Below are 18,038 nucleotides of genomic sequence, written 5' to 3' on the forward strand. Positions count from 1 at the left end.
GTTTTTTCCGATGGCGAAAAACTCCAAAGGGCCTCTAGGCTCCGTTGTTGTTTCAATCTTGACGATGGCGCTCGCTGTCCCCGTCGGAGCCCAAGTAATGTTGAGCGACGGTGAGAACTTCAGTGAACAAAGCGGGGAAGCGCTGTATGCGAACGTCTGTGCCGCTTGTCATATGAACCATGGGGAAGGTGCGATGGGGGCAGGCAAATATCCGGCCCTTACTCAAAATCAGAATCTAGTGGTCGGGGATTACCCAGTTTACTTGGTGCTCCACGGGCATACAGGCATGCCACCTATCGGTCATATGATGAGCGATGACCAAGTTGCTGCCGTCGTTAACTACGTGCGCACAAATTTCGGCAACAATTACGAAAATGAAGTGACACGCGAGGACGTGGCGGACATCCGATAAGGCGAACACGACGGTCCGTTTCGAAAGAAGAGAATGACCGCAGCAAGCCAAATTCTCTACGGCGTCGACTCATAAACTCTGGCACCATATTCTTGTTGCGACGAGCTTTACGGCGGCGAGGTAGTTTTCCGGGTGCTTGTCATATCGGGTTGCGATGCCTCGGAACTGCTTGATCCTGTTGAAGAACCGTTCCACGAGATTACGTTGCCGATAGACCCAGCGCGAAAATACAAAGAGCCCTTGCGATTACTCTTCGGCGGGATGTTGGCCCAGGCCTTTCTCTCGGCGGCCTTAGCCCGTATGGCATTCGTGTCATAACCCTTGTCGGCCAGCAGGATGTCCCCCTCGCCAAGCTCATCCGTCAGCGCGTCGGCTTCGGCACAATCGGCGATCTGTCCACCAGTCAGACGCAGATTGACCGGGCGACCTTCGGCATCGACGAGCGCATGGATTTTGCTCGTAAGGCCGCCGCGGGAACGTCCCATGCCACCATCGTCTCCATCCCTTTTTTCCCGTGTCCGCGTGCTGGTGAACGCGGACACAGGTCGAGTCGATCATGACGATGTCGCCATCGTAGGCCTTGGACACCGCTTCAAGAAGCCGATCCCATACCCCGGCTTTGCGCCAGCGGACGAAGCGGTTGTAACAGGTCGTCGGCGGGCCATAGCGTTCCGGAACTTCCGCCCAAGGCGAGCCCGTTCGAAACCGCCAGAGGATGCCATTCAGTACCCGCCGATCATCAACGCGGGCAACGCCGCGTGGCTTGTTGGGTAACAACGGCGATATAATCGACCATTCGTGGTCAGTCAGTTCGTAGCGACGACCGTCATCAAATGCTTCCCTATTTCGAAGCCTTGAATCACGGCGGTCGATAAATGCCAAGAAATTTTATGAGTTTACGCTGTAATCTTCCAGGAGCGATCAATCCTGGCGGATCCAGGGGGGACGAACGTGTGCTGCAGGCACACATGAAGGGAGTTCAACATGAACAACTAACGTGTGGACAAGCTGCGTGAAAGATGAGGGTGGGCCCCTCGGGATCGGCTTTCAGGAGCAGGTTCCAAACCAGTCCGAGCTGCTTGCTGCGGTAAAGAGCCGTGGTGGTGAGCGTCGGATCAAAAGCTCATGGCATGACCATGAGCAGGTGCGTGTCCGAAAGACGAACAAACGTGAACCCTCGAAGACTCGTCGTAAACTGGTCAGATACCGTCAAAATCAGGGGCGGTTCGTTCCTCTGAGACAAGTCCGTCAGGAGCCTGATTATCGGGCGGACGGCGGTCGGCGGTGAGAGGGCGTGAGTCGGTCACAGGCTTTTGCGCGGAACTGCAGGAACCAGCTTTCTGATGCCAAGGGAGAAGCACAAGCGGCACATCACCGTGAGGCGAGAGTACAGATACAGGAAGTTGGGGCGAACCGACCCGTAGTAGTGATGAAGGCGCTTTAATGGAGCTGGAGCAAAGGGCTCGGATCAGGTGGTCGTATTTTCGAAACAACTGGAGACAGGATGACGTCGGCGGATACGACAGACAAGCCGTTTAGGATCGATAAGCGGCTGGTGTACGAAGCTTATAAAGCGGTCAAATCCAATGGTGGTGCGGCCGGAGTGGATGGGCAGACGATCGAGCAGTTCGAAGCCGACTTGAAGGGTAATCTCTACAAGATCTGGAACGGGATGAGTTCGGGAAGCTACTTTCCGCCACCGGTCCGTGCCGTCCCCATTCCCAAAAAGACTGGGGGCCAGCGGATTTTGGGTGTGCCCACCGTGAGCGATAGGATCGCGCAAATGGTGGTCAAACGGCTCATTGAACCGGAACTTGATCAGATCTTCCGGCCAGATTCCTACGGCTACCGACCGGGCAAATCTGCTCTGGACGCGGTAGGGATCACGCGTCAGCGGTGCTGGAAATATGATTGGGTTTTAGAGTTTGATATCAAGGGCCTAAATGACAACTTGGCGCACGATCTCTTGCTCAAGGCGGTCCACAAGCATGTCAAGGGTCAAGGGGCGTTGCTCTATATCGAAAGATGGCTGACGGCGCCCTTGGAACAGGATGGACAAAGGATAGGGCGGATCGCGGTACCCCGCAAGGGGGTGTGGTCAGTCCGATTCTTTCAAATCTGTTCCTGCACTACGCATTTGATCTCTAACCGGACATACCCCGACCTCCCATGGTGCCGGTATGCGGATGACGGTCTGGTGCACTGCCGGACCGAACAGGAAGCGGAGGCCGTCAAGGCTGCCCTTCAAGCAAGGCTGGCGGAATGCCAGCTGGAAATGCATCCCACCAAAACCAAGATCGGTTACTGCAAAGACCCCAAACGCAGGGGAACGTATCCGAACGTCAGCTTTGACTTTCTCGGATACTGTTTTCGACCGCGAGTGGTGAGAAATCCGCAAAATGGGCGACTGTTCTGCCGATTTACGCCGGGGGTTGCTCCCTCGGCGCTGAACCACATGCGGGCGACGATCCGGGACTTGAAACTCCGACAGAAAACGCATGTGTCGCTGGCCGACATTGCTCGCGAGATCAATCCGCTCCTCCGGGGGTGGATTGCGTATTACGGGCGGTTTACGCCATCGGCGCTGGATGCCTTGCGGCGTTACGTCAATCAGACGCTGTGCGTGTGGGTGAGAAGGAAGTTCAAGCGCTATGCCCGTTCGACCCAAGCAGGGAAATTTCTACAACGCCTTGCCCAAAGTCGAACGAAGCTTTTCGTGCATTGGCAGCTCGGAATAACCGGTAAGTTCGTCTGATGGGAGCCGTGTGAAGCGACAGTTTCACGCACGGTTCTGAGAGCGCGGAGGGTGAAGTCCCTCCGCGACTCGCCCGATCGCGACATGGCTTCAAACGCCGCTACTAAGAATGGTCTCGTCCTCCCGAGCCTTTGCCGCAACGCAAGCGGAATGATGGTGCAGCCGCTCGGCGCGGCGACCGAATGTGAGTTTGAACCGGCAATGGAAACAGGCCCGTTCACGCGAACAGGCTCAGCCTTGGATGCCGAAAGAGCGACCGAAGAAAACATGCGATGGAGTTCTTGACCCGATCTTCCCATATGAGTCGCTCGCTCCCAAGAACGTAAATGGTCAAGCGAGGACAGAAGCATCGGCGCTGCAGTTAACTGAACGGATCTGTGATGCTGTATCCTTCAGCATCGTTCGCGCTGTTGTCCAAGACATGACTGTTTGTTGGCAAGCCTGCCATCTGACAAGAGGGCACTAGCAAAAGGAATACGAAGCTCCCAGAAGAAGGCCTTGCAAACTCTTATTTAGATCATCCTTCGCGAGGCGCCTCCTTCGCCCCGGAGATTGAGGTCGATATTTCGTCCGGTTCGCAAAGGGACGGAAATGGTGCGATTGACCACCTGATCAGATTAACGGCACGCTCCAGCATCATTTCTGTCTGAGAACGACTTGACGAACATGCGATGACATGTCCAATCGAGTCTAAATAATCACCTCTTCTGACGATTTGTGCCTTTGGTGTAACGTAAAATTTGACCTCGTTGACACCCGGTACAGCAGCCGCGCGATTGTCACCACTGATCCAATCGAGGATGCCATCGCCCTCCGGAAGCAGGCTCCTCACTGCTGCTATGTGCGAATGCTTTGCTCGCAAGTCACAAATTTGTTGGCCGATGACAAGATTGATGTGCGCCGTGATCAAATCAACGCCGTACGCCAGTTGAACCAGTCTAGCTTCCCCGGTCGGAAGGCGGGGATTAACTTCAATGACAACTGGGCCATCGTTCGTCCATCGGAATTCAATGTTTGCCGGTCCCCATCCAAGACCGAGAGCTCGCAAGCAGCTAAGTGAAACATCGATGATGCGTTGAAGTTCGGTTTCAGTCAGCGGGGCAGGAAAGGTGTATTCACGAAAGACGAAATGTGGCGGGGGGCCGAAGTCAGCGGTACCAATTGCAATGACTTGGTTTCCCATTGTATTAGCGCCGTAGTACGGGCCTTGTGCGAATTCTTCGACGAGTATCTTCGGCGAAGATTGCCACGGGTGATCTCCGTCGAGCAGATGGCTCGTATGTTGAGCTAACTCTTTGGCATCCCGGCACAATCGGACACCGCTGCCGCCGAGGCCTGCGGTTGGCTTTAGTATCACCGGCAGACCAATCTTCTCCGCTGAGCATTCCACCTCCATTGCATCTGTTGCCAAGCGGTAAGCAGGTACTGGAACTCCGTATTCCGCGAGTACTTGGCGTTGCACAAATTTGTCGCAGCATCGATCAATCGATGCGGGGTCCGGTCCAGGTAGAGTGAAGTGTCGACAGAGTCGGGCAACTGTTGCATAGACTGTCTCGCTCGGGCTTGGAAACCCGGTAATGCCAGCAATCTCATAAGTCGTGCTTAACTGGTAGCATTCGCGGATTAACGCATCGAGATCGTCTGTATCGACACAGATTGTCTGAACCTCGTTCGCGCCAAGATAGTCGTACTGAGCTGGATCTGCAGACAGAGTAATAAGATGGAGACCAAGCCGCTGAGCCGCTTGGACGTACAGCGGGCCATTAGCCCGTGAACCTTCAATTAAGATGAGTGTTCTTCCTTTCATTGGCGTCAACCTCCATGTGGCGTGCTTTCAGGCGAGCTGAGGATGAATTTCCATCAGTTTTTACGCACGCCTCTCCGCGGATTTGCGGGTGAACGTATCATTGCCGAGCAATCTGCGAACGCGAAGATTTTGTAAATTTTTTCTGAGAGGACGTGCGACGACGTCTAATATTGCTGTGGCAAACTACTGTCATCCGTGAGCGCGACGAACAACCCACCTTTTCTTTTGTGAATGAGGCCGTGAGATAAGCTCCTTCATCGATAGGAGCGGAATGGAATGGTTGGAGATCGCGTTGATGCCATGCTTGAAGTCATGGATGAAGGCATGCATGAAGCCAGGCATGAGGGAAAGTATCGCCGGATCGAGGTGATCACCGGTCGGCGCCAGCGGCGGAATTGGACTGACGAGGAGAAGGCGCAGATCCTTGCGGAAAGCGCAGAACCTGACGTGAACATCTCGGCCGTTGCCCGGCGCTGGGGCGTCAATCGCGGCTTGCTGAATGTGTGGCGACGGGATGCCGGACTAACCTCTCAACGGTCGGCAAAGGCCAGTTTGCCGTCTGCCGTGTTCGTGCCGGTGACAGTGGTTGGGGATGGCGCACGACACGAAGGCTCGCCATCGAATGCCTCGGAGGTTCTTGCTGGCCGAATTGAGATCGAAATTGCGGGCGCACGCATGACGGTTATCGGCTCGGTGGCGCCCGAGTTGGCGCAGGCGATGGTGGCGGTGTTGCGAGGGCGCCGGTGATCGGACTTTCACCAAGCGGTGTGAAGATCATGGTTGCGACGCGACCTGTCGACTTCCGGCGCGGCATGAATGGCCTGGTGGCGTTGGTGGCGTCAGCCCTTGCGGCCGATCCATATTTATGCATCGGGTGAGATTTTGTGGCGGAGCCATTACGGCGCCAGCCGGGGACTGCCAAATCTAGAATTCTCCGCCACATAATATTTCATGCCTCTCTGACGGGCGCGGGATCCCCCTGCGCCGCAATACTGGAGGGGCAATATGCTCGACTTCTATTTTTCGTATCGTGGGGTACTCAAGCGTCTGCGTAGCGGTGCGCTCGGCGGCGAGATGGATCGCTTCGCGGAGCATTTTTTCACGCTCGGTTATAAGCGAGCGTCTGCCAAGATTTACCTGAGCCGGATTGCGCGCTTTAGCCAGTTTGCCGCGAGGCGTTCTTCTGGGCGGCCGCCGCTTTCTGGATTGGTTCCGCCATCACCATCTCGGCCAGGACCTCGAGCCGTTGACGGCTGAGCAGGTCCTTGCTGCTGTCGAGCATCGGCTGTCGCTATCGGCGACCTCCGGCAGCCGCACGGCAGCGACTGCTCACACTCGAACATTTCTTCGGTTTTTGTATTGGGCTGGCTACCATCGCCAAGATCTCGCCGGCGTTGTCCCAAGGACGCCCTCTTGGCGTTTGGCACATTTGCCGCCACGCCTTGCATGGGATGACGTTCGGCAGGCGATCGATGCGATCGGCGCAACGACGCCGGTCGACATCCGCGATCGAGCCGTCCTGCTGCTGCTCGCCACTACGGGCATTCGCAACGGCGAGTTACGCGCCATTCGGCTGAAGGATATCGACTGGCGTACTGGCGAGGTTTTTGTCCGGCGCACCAAGGGCAAGCGTGATCGGGTGGTGCCACTCCTAGAGGAGACCGGCGCCGCACTCGCCGATTACATCCTGCGCGCTCGACCGAAGGTGGATAGTCCGTATCTGTTCCTGTCCTTCACGCCGCCGCTGGGGCCGTTCAAGTGCGCGTCGCCTGTTTCGAGGATCGTGCGGAAGCGGTTGCGGCATGGCGGGGTCGAACTTGGGCGAGTCGCAGGTGCGCATCTCCTGCGCCACAGCCTTGCCACCCAGCTCGTCAGGCAGCAAAGGCCAATCAACGAGGTCGCCGATCTTCTTGGCCACCGGAGCATCAACACAACGGCGTTGTACGTGAAGGTTGCGGCCTCGCAACTCGCCGAGGTCGCACTCCCCTTTCCGGGAGGCGCCGCATGACCGCCTTTGCCCGATTCCTCGGCGAGAAGGTTGAGCGTTACATCGAACTGCGCCACTCGCTCGGCTATGCCTTCAGTAAGCAAGCTGGTACGTTGCGCGCTTTTGTCCGCTACGTTGAACGCACTCAAATCGACGCGCCCGCCACCCGGACGATGGCGCTGGACTTCGTCCTATCGTTCGGCGGGGCCGCCAACAGCCGCACCACTCGTCACGGCGTGCTCCGCAGATTCTACGAGTATCTCGCCGTCTATGACGCCCAAACCGAGAGCTTGGAGCGTAGGGTCTTTCCCAGATCCAGGGCAATTCCGCCGCCGCGGATCCTCAGCGAGTCAGAGTTGGCGTCGCTCATCGACGCATGTGCGCGCATTTCGCCAAGCATCCCTCTCAGGGGGCGGACGATGGCAACGCTAATCGGATTGTTGGCAAGCTCGGGACTGCGATCTGGCGAAGTGGTAAGGCTTGATCGTTCCGACGTCGATCTGACCAACGGGGTTCTTCTCGTTCGGAAGACGAAGTTCCGCAAGGACCGTCTCGTTCCAGTTCACACGACGACCCAGGCTGCCCTTCGCCACTACGCCAGTGAGCGTGACGCCGCTTTTCCCACGCCCAAGGACCAGGGCTTCTTCCTCAGCTCTCGTGGCAACCGCCTCTCAGCGACCGGCCTGCAAAACGGTTTTGCCGAGGTGCGTAAGCTCTCCGGCCTTGATGGCGGTAAGCCCTTAAGGCCGCACGATCTCAGGCACCGGTTCGCCGTGACCCGCCTCAGCTTCTGGCATCAACAGCGCGCAGACGTTCAGGCGTTGCTCCCGTTGCTCGCCACCTATCTCGGCCACGCCAGCTACAGCGATACCGCTTACTACCTCACTGGTTCGGCGGATCTTCTCGCCATTGCGGCGGACCGCGCTTTCCTCGATGGAGGTGCAGCATGAGCGAACATCTGCTCCTGGCGCCGCTCCTGGAATCCTACTTTCGCCGGCGCCTAACCAAGCAGCGCAACGCCACTCCCGCGACTGTCGCGAGCTATCGCGACGCCTTGCGCATGCTGATCCTCTTTGCCGCCGCCAGGTTGCGGAAGAGGCCGGCGGCGTTGGTGCTCGAAGATCTCGATCGAGACCTCGTTCTCGCATTTCTCGACGAACTCGAGGAGAAGCGGAACAACACCGTCGCCACGCGTAATGCCCGACTAGCTGCGATACGATCTTTCTTCCACCATGTGGCAGCCGCCGACCCGGCGTCCTTTGGTGTCGCGCAACGCGTGCTGACGATTCCCACAAAACGCGCGCACATTGAGGTGACGCACCATCTCACCGACGCAGAAGTGGACACCGTCATTGCGGCGCCCGATCAGAGGACGCCCCGTGGTCGGCGCGACCGCGCGTTTCTGCTGTTCCTGGCGCGGACCGGCGCGCGGGTCTCCGAAGCCATCGGTGTCAATGCTGACGACCTTCAGTTGGGACGCCCGCACTCGCAGGTGCTATTGCACGGTAAGGGGCGCAGAGATCGCGTCATCCCCGTTCCTCAGGATCTGGCGAGAGCGCTGGCGGCCTTGTTGCGCGAGCGCGGAATCACCAACCACGAACCACGACCGATCTTTATCGGTGCCCACAATGAGCGCCTGACGCGCTTCGGGGCGACCCACATCGTACGACGAGCGGCGGCCAAGGCAGTGGCCACAAGGCCGGATTTGGCCGAAAAGCCCATATCGCCACACATCTTCCGGCACTCCCTTGCCATGAAGCTTCTCCAGTCCGGCGTGGATCTTTTGACGATTCAAGCCTGGCTCGGGCACGCACAGGTCGCCACCACCCACCGCTATGCCGCCGCGGATGTCGAGATGATGCGTAACGGACTCGAAAAGGCGGGCATCAAGGGCGATTACGGGACGCGCTTCCGGCCCACCGATGCCGTTCTGCAACTGCTGAACAGCATCTAAGCTAAAACATTATGTGGCGGAAGATGCCAGATTTGGCAGTCCCCGGCTGGCGCCATGACGGCTCCGCCACAAAATCTCACCCGATGCATAAAAAGGGTTATGTGGCGCGCCACATAACCCTATTGCGGCGACGTGTTCGTGTTCCGCGCCAAGCGTCTTGATCGGCTTCGTTGCATTTACTGGGACGGATCAGGCATGATTTTAGCGACGAAGTGGTTGGAGGCAGGCAAGTTCGTTTGGCCACCGATCCGCGATGGCGCCATGCAGATGACGCGCGAAGAGTTCTCACTTTTGGTTGCCGGTATTGACTGGACAAGGGTGAAGCAGAACCCAGTGAAGCGGCCCTTGAAAGTTGGTTGATCCTATTGGTTTTGCTTGAAGATTCAGGCTCATGTGGTAGGGTCCGTCATGCCGCTTCGACCCGATCCCTTGCCCCAGGACACTGCGCAATTGACCCGGATCATTCTCTCGCTCAACGAAGAGAATGCCGACCTTAAGGCGCGCGTGGTCTTCCTTGAGCGCCAGCTCTTCGGGACGAAATCGGAGAAGATGACAGTGCTCGATCCGACGCAGGCAATGCTCGATCTTGGCGATCTAAGCGACATTCCCGTTGCTGCCAATGACGATGTCGTGCCGGTCATTGAAGACAAAATGCAGGCACGGCGATCGCCAGCGCGCAATATCGGCCGCTTGCCCAAGCACCTTCCGCGGTATGACGAGGTCATCGAACCAGAGAGCAAGACTTGCCCCTGCTGTTCGTTCGAACTTCATTGCATCGGCACTGATGTCAGCGAGGCGCTCGACATCGTGCCTGCGGTTGTCCGGGTGAAACGGACGATCCGGCCACGCTATGCATGCCGGGCCTGCGAAAGTGTTGTTGTGCAGGCGTCCGCACCGGCACGCGTGATGGACGGTGGCATGGTGACCACGGCGTTTGCCGCGCATGTCGCTGTTTCGAAGTTTGCCTGGCATCTCCCGCTCAACAGACAGGCGCAAATGCTGGCCTCCTGCGGCGTCATCATTGATCGCGGTACGCTCGGGGCATGGGTCACGCGTGTCGCCTGGTGGCTTGAGCTCCTCTACGATGCGCTGACCGCCTTCATCCGCTCGCAGCCGAGGGTGTTCTGTGACGAGACGCCGCTTCCGCGCCTCGATCCAGGACGCAAGCGAACCAAGGTCTGCCAGTTATGGGCGCAAGCGGTTGACGACCGCCCCTGGAATGGTCCGGCGCCGCCGGCGGTTGCTTATATCTTTGCCGAAAGCCGCAGTGCGCGCGAGATCGAGGGGCAATTGTCGTCGTTTGCCGGCGTGCTTCAGGTTGATGGATACCAAGCCTATAAAACCATGGTCAAACGACGCGGCAAGAGCAACGTTGCCCCCATGCGGCTGGCCTTCTGCCTCGCCCATGCACGGCGAAAGTTCGTTGATGTCGTCAAACTGACCGGCTCTTCGGAGGCCTTGTCGATCCTTGCCAGGATTGCAGAAATCTATCGCATCGAAGCAAAACTACGAGGGGAAGATGAAGATACCCGGCTTAGCGGCAGGCGTCGTGAGGCGGCTCCCATCATGAGGGAGCTGAAGGTCCATCTCACCGAACTGAGCGACGAGGTGTCGTCGAAATCAGCACTTGGCAAGGCAGTCACTTACATGCTCAACCACTGGGGCGGCCTGACAGCCTTCCTCGATGATGGCCGGATCGAGGTGGACTCCAACGTAGTCGAGCGTTCAATGAAATCCGTGGCTCTGACGAGAAAGAACTCATTATTCGTGGGCAACGAGCGGGGTGGCCAGACCTTCGCGGTCCTGGCATCGCTCGTGAACACGGCAAAGCTTAACGGCGTGGACCCCGACGCCTGGCTTGCCGATGTGCTGGAACGCATCATCTCCGGCAAAGTCAAAGCCAACGAGATGGAGAGCCTTTTGCCTTGGGCCTGGAACGCCGAGCGCGAAGCGATGACACAGCAGGAGCGACAAGCGGCATGACACAGAACAGCCAGGAGATGACGCCGCGACCGAAGCTCGATGACGACGCATTCGAAGCCTTTATCAGGAGACGTCGTCCGCCATCGCCTATCTGGTCAATGAGCAGTCTCGATGGCTATCTTACGGCCCTCATCATCGGCCCGAAGTTCATCGACCCACGCCAATGGATCCCGGAACTGACCGGCCCGGATGCCCTGAACCTGCCAATGGAAACAACCGAACATCGGGCCGTGCAGACGATCGTGGCGGAGTATAATCGGATATCTGCAAGCCTTTCCGAGAGACCGAAAGACCACCGGCCCAGGTTCACCAGGATCGATGATCAGACCCTTGATCCATTCGATTGGGACATCTGCTTTCTCCTCGGAACAGGATACGCGCCGAGGCTTTGGCAGCCTGTCCTTCGAGGTCATGCCGTCACTGGGGATATCATCGCGCCGATCCGCAAGCTCGGCGAGACAAAACGGAAAGCGACCCACCAGGATGCTGCTGCCGTCGCCGAAGCACTCGTCAATATCCGAACCTATTTTATGCCGAAGCGGGCAAAGCAGAAGTTCTAAAAGAAAGTGCTATTGCGATCCCGTCAACGCCGAAAGCAGTGGGCTGTTCGTCGCGCTCACTGTCATCCTGAATGTACGATGGTGTCAGAACCCAGCGAGTGTCTCTTGCCCATGTCATATTTCGACATTGATGTTTATAGAGCCACCAGCGACGCCACGGCGCTGAATCCGGGTTAACAGTCATGCTCGGATGATTTCGGCCATGTATTGTGGGTTTCTGCCTGCTTTGTTTCGTCTGAGTTTGATACTGCGCTTGTCGTTATGGCTTCGAACCATGTTGATGGCGAAGTGTCGGACGACGGCCATGTTGGCTGGTCCATGCCCGGTTCGAGATCGGGCGGCATCCTCGTTGAAGGTGACGTCGAGTACCCAATGGAGGGAGTTCTCGATGGCCCAATGGCCACGTATGGCCTCGGCGAACTGGAGCGCGGTCATCGACCGCGAGGAGATATAGAAGCGGACCTGGCTGCTTTGCCTGGACTTTTCATAGACTTGTGCTTGCACCTTGACGATGGTGGCGATGGACGGGAAGCGGTATTCGCCGGGAAAGCGCCTGTCGCCGGAGAGCCAGTCGATTTGAGTGGAGACGGTGACCCGCCGCTCTTCGACCCGGCCATGGCCCTTGTCGACTTCGGTCACGGTTGAGGTGAGGTTTGCCGGAGCGTCGGCAAAGAAGCGCTCGATCTCACCCATCAGGCCGGGCTGATTGGCCTTGGCCGCCAGGAGGTAATCAGCGCCTGCATCGAGCACCGCCTGGGCGGTTTTGGCATTGCAGGCAATGGCGTCGATGGTCACGAGCGCGCCTTTCAGGCGATCCTTTTCGGCCAACCGTTCCAGCAGCAAGGGGATGGTGTCCTGCTCACAGCTTGTCGTTGCCACTGCCTCTTGTCCAAGAACCAGCCGTTCACGGGTGGCGAAAGCCGAGACGAGATGCAGCGCCGCCCGGCCGTTGGCCCGGTCATGACTGCCGCGCGAGGTCTTTCCGTCAATCGCCACCAGCGCCGGAGCATCGGGTCGAAGCGTCGCCGCCCAGGATATGAAGCAGTTCGAAAACAGGTCCGGATCGATCCGGTTGAGCAGAATGCGCAGCCAGCGCGAACCCGGTATGCCATGGTGATAGGGAAGAAACCGACGTAAAAACGCCAGGTTATCCTCTCCCCATTCGACGACCTCGTCAAAATCGTCGCATGCGCCGATCGTCCCGCAAACGACCAGAAGAAGCACCTCGGGTAACGGATGGGCGACCCGCCATTGCTCCCGCTCATCCTCAACGAGACTAAAATGGTCCAGCAAAACCCGCAGCCGCGGGCGATCGTCTTCAAACATGTCGGCCTCCAAATCACCGACACTCTTGAATCACACCCAAACCGTTCAGGGAAGAAACGTTAACCCGAGTTCAGAGCCGTGCCAGCGACGCATCAATTCCCACAACATAGTCCCCGCTTGTCCCCCGCTTGATGCTTGGGGCCGAAATCATCGGACCCGCTTCACCATCGTCGCTCTGAGGCACAGTCATCTTCTTGGCTATGCGGAGCGCCGCCCCATTGCGGCATCTGGCTTCGTCGTTTGAGCGCGCCCTCACAACGGGCATGCTAGATCGGAAACAGATATCAATCTTCACAGCGCCTCTTCGAGTTCCGGCAGTGCCTCGAAGAGATCGGCGACGAGGCCGTAGTCGGCGATCTGGAAGATCGGTGCCTCCTCGTCCTTGTTGATGGCGACGATGACCTTCGAGTCCTTCATGCCGGCGAGATGCTGGATGGCGCCTGATATGCCGCAGGCGATGTAAAGCTGCGGTGCCACCACCTTGCCGGTCTGGCCGACCTGCCAGTCGTTCGGCGCGTAGCCGGCATCGACGGCAGCGCGGGAGGCGCCAACGGCCGCCCCGAGCTTGTCGGCAACCGGCAGAATGACTTCCTTGAACTTCTCCGCCGAACCGAGTGCGCGTCCGCCCGAGATGATGATCTTGGCCGAGGTCAGTTCCGGACGATCGGAGGTCGACAGCGCATCGGCGACGAAGCTCGAAAGACCGGGATTGGCGACCGCCGGGATTGCCTCGACAGTGGCCGAACCGTCTTCTGCGGCGGAAGCGAAGGAGGCGGTGCGCACGGTGATCACCTTCTTGGCATCGCTTGCCTGCACCGTCTGGATGGCATTGCCGGCATAGATCGGCCGCTTGAAGGTGTTGGACGAAACCACCTCGATGATTTCCGAGACCTGGGCGACATCGAGGAGAGCTGCGACACGCGGCATGACGTTCTTGCCGACCGAGGTAGCAGCCGTCAGGATGGTGTCATAACCTGCCGCCAGCGAGACGATGAGATCGGCAAGCGGTTCGGCGAGATTGTTGGCAAGCTCGTCGCTTTCGGCCAGCAGCACCTTGGAGACGCCGGCAAGCTTGGCGGCGGCATCGGCCGCAGCCTTGGCGGCTTTGCCGGCCACCAGCACATGGATATCGCCGCCGATCTGAGTGGCCGCCGTCAGCGCCTTGGCGGTCTGGTCGGAAAGATGGGCATTGTCGTGGTCAGCCAGAAGAAGAATGGCCATGGTGAAGTTCTCCCTTTCTATCCTCAGAGCACGCCGGCTTCGGTCTTCAGCTTCTCGACCAGTTCGGCGACCGACTTGACCTTGACGCCTGCCTTGCGGCCGGACGGCTCTTCGGTCTTCAGCACCTTCAGCCGCGGTGTCGTATCGACGCCGAAATCGGCAGGCGCCTTCTTGTCGAGCGGCTTCTTCTTCGCCTTCATGATGTTCGGCAGCGAGGCGTAACGCGGCTCGTTGAGGCGAAGATCCGTGGTCACCACCGCCGGCAGCTTGACCTCGATCGTCTGCAGGCCGCCATCGACCTCGCGGGTCACCTTGGCTTTTCCCTCGCCGATCTCGATCTTCGAGGCGAAGGTCGCCTGCGCCGAACCCAAGAGGGCCGCCAGCATCTGGCCGGTCTGGTTCGAGTCATCATCGATCGCCTGCTTGCCGACGATGATCAGGCCCGGCTGTTCGGCATCGGCAACACCTTTGAGGATCTTGGCGACGGCCAGCGGCTCGACCTGATCTTCGGTCTCGACCAGGATGGCGCGATCCGCGCCCATGGCAAGGGCGGTGCGCAATGTCTCCTCGGCCTTGGCCGGTCCGATCGACACCACCACCACTTCCTCGGCCTTGCCGGCCTCCTTCAGCCGCAGCGCTTCTTCGACCGAAATCTCGTCGAACGGGTTCATCGACATCTTCACATTCGCAAGCTCGACGCCCGAACCATCCGGCTTCACCCGGATCTTCACGTTGTAATCAACTACCCGCTTCACGGGAACGAGAATCTTCATGTGCAGCACTCCTGATCAGCGGCTCGGAACCGGCGTATCGCCGCAATAATCATAAAAGCCTCTGGCGACTTTGCGTCCTAGCCATCCCGCTTCGACATATTTCACCAACAGTGGACATGGGCGGTACTTGCTGTCCGCCAGGCCTTCATGCAGAACGTTCATGATGGCGAGGCAGGTATCGAGGCCGATGAAATCAGCCAGTTCCAGCGGTCCCATCGGATGATTCGCGCCAAGCTTCATGCTCTGATCGATGTCGAAAACCGAACCGACACCCTCGTAAAGCGTATAAACGGCTTCGTTGATCATCGGGACCAGAATCCGGTTCACGATAAAGGCGGGGTAATCCTCCGCAACGACTGCGGTTTTGCCGAGTCGTTGTACGACGGCGCGGACAGCCTCGAAAGTCTCGTTGCTGGTCACGATTCCACGAATGAGCTCGACGAGCTGCATGACCGGAACCGGATTCATGAAGTGGAGGCCCATAAACTGCTCGGGCTTTCGAGTCCGTCCGGCTAGACGGGTGATCGAGAGCGAAGACGTGTTTGAGGTGAGGATCGCTTCCGGCTTCAGGTGAGGTCGGAGATCGTCGAATAATTTCAGCTTGACCGGCTCGCTCTCCGCCGCCGTCTCGATGATCAGATCGAGCGTGCCAAGTTCGGGCAGGTTTACGGTCGTCCTGAGGCGTCCAACGGCGCTCAACATTGCCTCGGCCGCGATCGTTCCCCGTGCCACCTGCCGGTCCATATCCTCGCTAATTTTGGCGACCGCGGCGACGAGCCGATCCGCGTCGACGTCCATCAGCGAGACCTCGAATCCCGCAATTGCAAGCACATGAGCGATACCGCTGCCCATCTGCCCGGCGCCGAGCACTCCGATGGTTTCGATCGTCATTTCGTGTCTACCCTCGACTCTTCGGAAGAAAAGCTCCAGCGTCCAGCACCCAAAAGCGGCGAGGCACTGTCGAGCGTGAGGAGGCTGCGCGACAAGCCGATCGGCGTTCTCAGGCCGGACAAGCCTTCCGGAGCGATCTTAAGCCGGCGCGCCTTGATCTGCGGATCGTCGATCGCCTCGGCGACGCTATTGATCGGTCCTCCCGGAACACCCGCCCCTTCAAGTGCGGCGATCAGTTCTGCTTTCGGCCGAAGTCGCGTCTTTTCCGCAATTATCGCGCAAAGCTTCTCGCGGTTTTCCACTCGTGCGGGATTGGTGGCGTAGGCCGGGTCTCCGGCGAGCGCAGCGAGATCCAGCAGGTCGCAAAGGGATGCGAACTGCCGATCGTTGCCACAAGCGATAATGAGATGACCGTCGAAGGCCGGGAAAACCTGATAGGGCACGATATTCGGATGAGCGTTTCCCATACGGTGAGGCACGTTGCCGGTTGCGAGATAATTCATGGCCTGGTTGGCAAGGACGGAAACTCCGACGTCGAAGAGCGCCAGATCGACATGCTGGCCAACGCCGGAGCGGTCGCGCTCGGCAAGCGCTGCCTGAATGCCGATGACGCCGTAAAGTCCGGTAAAGACGTCGATCCAGGCGACGCCGACTTTCTGCGGTTCACCGTCTGGCTCACCGGTCAGGTCCATAATTCCGCACATACCCTGTATGAGGAAATCGTATCCTGGCTGACGGGCGCGCGGGCCTGTCTGACCGAAACCGGTCACCGAAGCGTAGACGATCCGCGGATTGATCGCGGCGATGCTTTCATAATCGAGACCGAATTTTTGCAGCCCGGCAACTTTGAAGTTCTCAATCACAACGTCAGCTTCTGCGATCAATGCTTTGACGCGCTCAAGACCCTCGGGATCGCCGAAGTCACAAATGACCGACGACTTGCCTCGGTTTGCCGCATGAAAATACGCCGCCACCTTCTCAGCGCCGCCCTTACCGTCCGGGCGTTCGATAAAGGGTGGCCCCCAACTGCGGGTGTCGTCGCCCTGCGGGCTTTCCACCTTGATAACCTCGGCGCCGAGATCGGCGAGTGTCTGGCCGATCCAGGGACCGGCAAGGATGCGGGCAAGTTCGACGACTTTCAGGCCGGCAAGCGGTGCACTGTTCGGACCGCCCATCAGAAGAACGCCTGAATACCGGTCTGGGCGCGGCCGAGGATCAGTGCGTGGACATCATGCGTGCCCTCATAGGTGTTGACCGTTTCAAGGTTCTGGGAATGGCGCATGACGTGGTATTCGATCTGGATGCCGTTGCCGCCGTGCATGTCACGGGCTTGCCTGGCGATATCGAGCGCCTTGCCGCAGTTGTTGCGCTTGACGATAGAAATCATTTCCGGCGCGAACTTGTGCTCGTCCATCAGGCGCCCTACGCGGAGTGAAGCCTGCAGCCCCAGTGCAATCTCCGTCTGCATGTCCGCCAGCCTCCTCTGGAAGAGTTGAGCGCCAGCCAGCGGTTTGCCAAATTGAACGCGGTCCAGTCCATATTGCCGCGAACGCAACCAGCAATCCTCGGCAGCGCCGAGCACGCCCCAGGAAATGCCATAACGGGCGCGGTTCAGGCAGCCGAACGGCCCCTTGAGACCCGAAACATTCGGCAGCAGGGCGTCCTCGCCGATCTCGACGCCGTCCATCACGATCTCGCCGGTGATCGAGGCACGCAGCGACAGCTTGCCGCCGATCTTCGGCGCCGACAGGCCTTTCATGCCCTTTTCGAGGATGAAACCGCGGATCTGGCGGTTATGAGCTTCCGACTTCGCCCAGACAACGAAGACATCGGCGATCGGCGCATTGGAGATCCACATCTTTGAGCCGCGCAGGCGGTACCCGCCGTCGATTTTCTCGGCGCGGGTCTTCATGTCGCCGGGATCGGAGCCGGCATCCGGCTCGGTCAGACCGAAGCAGCCGATCAATTCCCCGGATACGAGGCCCGGTAGATACTTGTCTCGCTGTTCTTCCGAGCCATAGGCATAGATCGGATAGATCACCAGCGACGACTGGACGCTCATCATCGACCGATAGCCTGAATCGACGCGTTCGACCTCGCGCGCAACCAGGCCGTAAGAGACGAAGTTGGCGCCAGCCGCCCCATATTTTTCCGGCAACGTTACGCCGAGAAGCCCGGCCCTGCCCATCAGCCGGAAGAGACCGGGATCAGTCTTCTCCTCAAGATAGGCATCCCCCACGTGCGGCAGCAATTCGGCCTCTGCAAAGGCCTTGGCAGCATCGCGGATCATGCGTTCCTCTTCAGAGAGCTGCTCCTCCAAGAGGAAGGGATCGTCCCACGCAAACGCGCTCGTCTGTGCGGAAGACATG

16 protein-coding genes and 3 pseudogenes are annotated in these 18,038 nt (G+C 58.7%); 10 read left to right on the forward strand and 9 right to left on the reverse strand.

The window, feature by feature from the left end; genetic code table 11:
• Nucleotides 1–10: 10 nt before the first annotated feature.
• Nucleotides 11–412, forward strand: coding sequence for a c-type cytochrome (locus RTCIAT899_RS21345; RefSeq protein ID WP_004128924.1), 402 nt, complete (start codon nucleotides 11–13; stop codon nucleotides 410–412).
• A gap of 69 nt (nucleotides 413–481) precedes the next feature.
• Here the strand turns inward: RTCIAT899_RS21345 and RTCIAT899_RS32390 are convergent.
• Nucleotides 482–1,222: pseudogene (locus tag RTCIAT899_RS32390) on the reverse strand (IS5 family transposase).
• 694 nt (nucleotides 1,223–1,916) lie between these two features.
• On the opposite strand from RTCIAT899_RS32390, the gene ltrA reads away from it, so the two are divergent.
• Nucleotides 1,917–3,167, forward strand: a complete 1,251-nt coding sequence (gene ltrA / locus RTCIAT899_RS21355) for a group II intron reverse transcriptase/maturase (RefSeq protein ID WP_004128932.1) — start codon at nucleotides 1,917–1,919, stop codon at nucleotides 3,165–3,167.
• A gap of 517 nt (nucleotides 3,168–3,684) precedes the next feature.
• Here the strand turns inward: ltrA and RTCIAT899_RS21360 are convergent.
• Nucleotides 3,685–4,974 carry an ATP-grasp domain-containing protein gene (locus RTCIAT899_RS21360; protein ID WP_004128937.1) on the reverse strand — a complete coding sequence of 430 codons (1,290 nt, stop codon included), beginning with the start codon at nucleotides 4,972–4,974 and terminating at the stop codon, nucleotides 3,685–3,687.
• 276 nt (nucleotides 4,975–5,250) lie between these two features.
• Here RTCIAT899_RS21360 and tnpA point away from each other — a divergent pair, with 276 nt between their 5' ends.
• Nucleotides 5,251–5,721, forward strand: coding sequence for an IS66-like element accessory protein TnpA (gene tnpA / locus RTCIAT899_RS21365; RefSeq protein WP_004128939.1), 471 nt, complete (start codon nucleotides 5,251–5,253; stop codon nucleotides 5,719–5,721).
• Nucleotides 5,718–5,837 (forward strand): annotated as a pseudogene (gene tnpB, locus RTCIAT899_RS33255) (IS66 family insertion sequence element accessory protein TnpB); the annotation flags it as partial. The gene tnpA and the pseudogene tnpB (RTCIAT899_RS33255), both read left to right, overlap by 4 nt.
• A gap of 293 nt (nucleotides 5,838–6,130) precedes the next feature.
• On the opposite strand, the gene RTCIAT899_RS34435 reads toward tnpB (RTCIAT899_RS33255), so the two are convergent.
• Entirely contained in the window at nucleotides 6,131–6,256 is a 126-nt protein-coding gene (locus RTCIAT899_RS34435; protein ID WP_276307848.1) for a hypothetical protein, read from the reverse strand.
• Between the two features lie 138 nt (nucleotides 6,257–6,394).
• On the opposite strand from RTCIAT899_RS34435, the gene RTCIAT899_RS34230 reads away from it, so the two are divergent.
• The 6 genes and pseudogenes from RTCIAT899_RS34230 (at nucleotide 6,395) to RTCIAT899_RS21395 (ending at nucleotide 11,458) form a co-directional block, all read left to right on the forward strand.
• Nucleotides 6,395–6,982 carry a site-specific integrase gene (locus RTCIAT899_RS34230; protein ID WP_028755352.1) on the forward strand — a complete coding sequence of 196 codons (588 nt, stop codon included), beginning with the start codon at nucleotides 6,395–6,397 and terminating at the stop codon, nucleotides 6,980–6,982.
• Nucleotides 6,979–7,911: a tyrosine-type recombinase/integrase gene (locus RTCIAT899_RS21375; RefSeq protein WP_004126144.1), complete on the forward strand. Its 933-nt coding sequence runs from the start codon at nucleotides 6,979–6,981 to the stop codon at nucleotides 7,909–7,911. The genes RTCIAT899_RS34230 and RTCIAT899_RS21375 overlap by 4 nt, the downstream gene beginning before the upstream one ends.
• The gene (locus RTCIAT899_RS21380; protein WP_004126146.1) at nucleotides 7,908–8,915 is read left to right on the forward strand and encodes a tyrosine-type recombinase/integrase; all 1,008 of its coding nucleotides are present in this window, start codon (nucleotides 7,908–7,910) and stop codon (nucleotides 8,913–8,915) included. The genes RTCIAT899_RS21375 and RTCIAT899_RS21380 overlap by 4 nt, the downstream gene beginning before the upstream one ends.
• 117 nt (nucleotides 8,916–9,032) lie before the next feature.
• Nucleotides 9,033–9,275, forward strand: a pseudogene (tnpB, locus tag RTCIAT899_RS21385) (IS66 family insertion sequence element accessory protein TnpB); the annotation flags it as partial.
• Nucleotides 9,276–9,323: 48 nt separating this feature from the next.
• Entirely contained in the window at nucleotides 9,324–10,898 is a 1,575-nt protein-coding gene (gene tnpC, locus RTCIAT899_RS21390; RefSeq protein ID WP_004128951.1) for an IS66 family transposase, read from the forward strand.
• The gene (locus RTCIAT899_RS21395; protein ID WP_004128954.1) at nucleotides 10,895–11,458 is read left to right on the forward strand and encodes a UPF0149 family protein; all 564 of its coding nucleotides are present in this window, start codon (nucleotides 10,895–10,897) and stop codon (nucleotides 11,456–11,458) included. Before tnpC ends, RTCIAT899_RS21395 begins: the two co-directional genes overlap by 4 nt.
• A gap of 180 nt (nucleotides 11,459–11,638) precedes the next feature.
• On the opposite strand, the gene RTCIAT899_RS21400 is transcribed toward RTCIAT899_RS21395, so the two are convergent.
• The 6 genes from RTCIAT899_RS21400 to RTCIAT899_RS21430 form a co-directional block, all read right to left on the reverse strand.
• The gene (locus tag RTCIAT899_RS21400) at nucleotides 11,639–12,784 is read right to left on the reverse strand and encodes an ISAs1 family transposase (protein ID WP_004128957.1); all 1,146 of its coding nucleotides are present in this window, start codon (nucleotides 12,782–12,784) and stop codon (nucleotides 11,639–11,641) included.
• 291 nt (nucleotides 12,785–13,075) lie between these two features.
• Nucleotides 13,076–14,005: an electron transfer flavoprotein subunit alpha/FixB family protein gene (locus RTCIAT899_RS21410; protein ID WP_004128985.1), complete on the reverse strand. Its 930-nt coding sequence runs from the start codon at nucleotides 14,003–14,005 to the stop codon at nucleotides 13,076–13,078.
• A 23-nt stretch (nucleotides 14,006–14,028) separates the two neighbouring features.
• Nucleotides 14,029–14,778: an electron transfer flavoprotein subunit beta/FixA family protein gene (locus RTCIAT899_RS21415; RefSeq protein WP_004128988.1), complete on the reverse strand. Its 750-nt coding sequence runs from the start codon at nucleotides 14,776–14,778 to the stop codon at nucleotides 14,029–14,031.
• A gap of 15 nt (nucleotides 14,779–14,793) precedes the next feature.
• Nucleotides 14,794–15,669 carry a 3-hydroxybutyryl-CoA dehydrogenase gene (locus tag RTCIAT899_RS21420; RefSeq protein WP_004128992.1) on the reverse strand — a complete coding sequence of 292 codons (876 nt, stop codon included), beginning with the start codon at nucleotides 15,667–15,669 and terminating at the stop codon, nucleotides 14,794–14,796.
• A complete protein-coding gene (locus tag RTCIAT899_RS21425) occupies nucleotides 15,666–16,844 on the reverse strand; it encodes a CaiB/BaiF CoA transferase family protein (protein ID WP_004128995.1) in 1,179 nt (392 codons plus the stop codon). The genes RTCIAT899_RS21420 and RTCIAT899_RS21425 overlap by 4 nt, the downstream gene beginning before the upstream one ends.
• Nucleotides 16,844–18,037: an acyl-CoA dehydrogenase gene (locus tag RTCIAT899_RS21430; RefSeq protein WP_015342015.1), complete on the reverse strand. Its 1,194-nt coding sequence runs from the start codon at nucleotides 18,035–18,037 to the stop codon at nucleotides 16,844–16,846. Before RTCIAT899_RS21430 ends, RTCIAT899_RS21425 begins: the two co-directional genes overlap by 1 nt.
• Nucleotide 18,038 lies beyond the last annotated feature (1 nt).

This window comes from Rhizobium tropici CIAT 899, assembly GCF_000330885.1.
In the GTDB taxonomy this organism is placed as follows: Bacteria; Pseudomonadota; Alphaproteobacteria; order Rhizobiales; family Rhizobiaceae; genus Rhizobium; species Rhizobium tropici.

Coding starts and splice junctions, on each gene's coding strand:
- RTCIAT899_RS21345 (WP_004128924.1), top strand. CDS start 11: ATGGCGAAAAACTCCAAAGGGCCTCTAGGCTCCGTTGTTGTTTCAATC.
- ltrA (WP_004128932.1), top strand. CDS start 1,917: ATGACGTCGGCGGATACGACAGACAAGCCGTTTAGGATCGATAAGCGG.
- RTCIAT899_RS21360 (WP_004128937.1), bottom strand. CDS start 4,974: ATGAAAGGAAGAACACTCATCTTAATTGAAGGTTCACGGGCTAATGGC.
- tnpA (WP_004128939.1), top strand. CDS start 5,251: ATGGTTGGAGATCGCGTTGATGCCATGCTTGAAGTCATGGATGAAGGC.
- RTCIAT899_RS34435 (WP_276307848.1), bottom strand. CDS start 6,256: ATGCTCGACAGCAGCAAGGACCTGCTCAGCCGTCAACGGCTCGAGGTC.
- RTCIAT899_RS21375 (WP_004126144.1), top strand. CDS start 6,979: ATGACCGCCTTTGCCCGATTCCTCGGCGAGAAGGTTGAGCGTTACATC.
- RTCIAT899_RS21380 (WP_004126146.1), top strand. CDS start 7,908: ATGAGCGAACATCTGCTCCTGGCGCCGCTCCTGGAATCCTACTTTCGC.
- tnpC (WP_004128951.1), top strand. CDS start 9,324: ATGCCGCTTCGACCCGATCCCTTGCCCCAGGACACTGCGCAATTGACC.
- RTCIAT899_RS21395 (WP_004128954.1), top strand. CDS start 10,895: ATGACACAGAACAGCCAGGAGATGACGCCGCGACCGAAGCTCGATGAC.
- RTCIAT899_RS21400 (WP_004128957.1), bottom strand. CDS start 12,784: ATGTTTGAAGACGATCGCCCGCGGCTGCGGGTTTTGCTGGACCATTTT.
- RTCIAT899_RS21410 (WP_004128985.1), bottom strand. CDS start 14,005: ATGGCCATTCTTCTTCTGGCTGACCACGACAATGCCCATCTTTCCGAC.
- RTCIAT899_RS21415 (WP_004128988.1), bottom strand. CDS start 14,778: ATGAAGATTCTCGTTCCCGTGAAGCGGGTAGTTGATTACAACGTGAAG.
- RTCIAT899_RS21420 (WP_004128992.1), bottom strand. CDS start 15,669: ATGACGATCGAAACCATCGGAGTGCTCGGCGCCGGGCAGATGGGCAGC.
- RTCIAT899_RS21425 (WP_004128995.1), bottom strand. CDS start 16,844: ATGGGCGGTCCGAACAGTGCACCGCTTGCCGGCCTGAAAGTCGTCGAA.
- RTCIAT899_RS21430 (WP_015342015.1), bottom strand. CDS start 18,037: ATGTCTTCCGCACAGACGAGCGCGTTTGCGTGGGACGATCCCTTCCTC.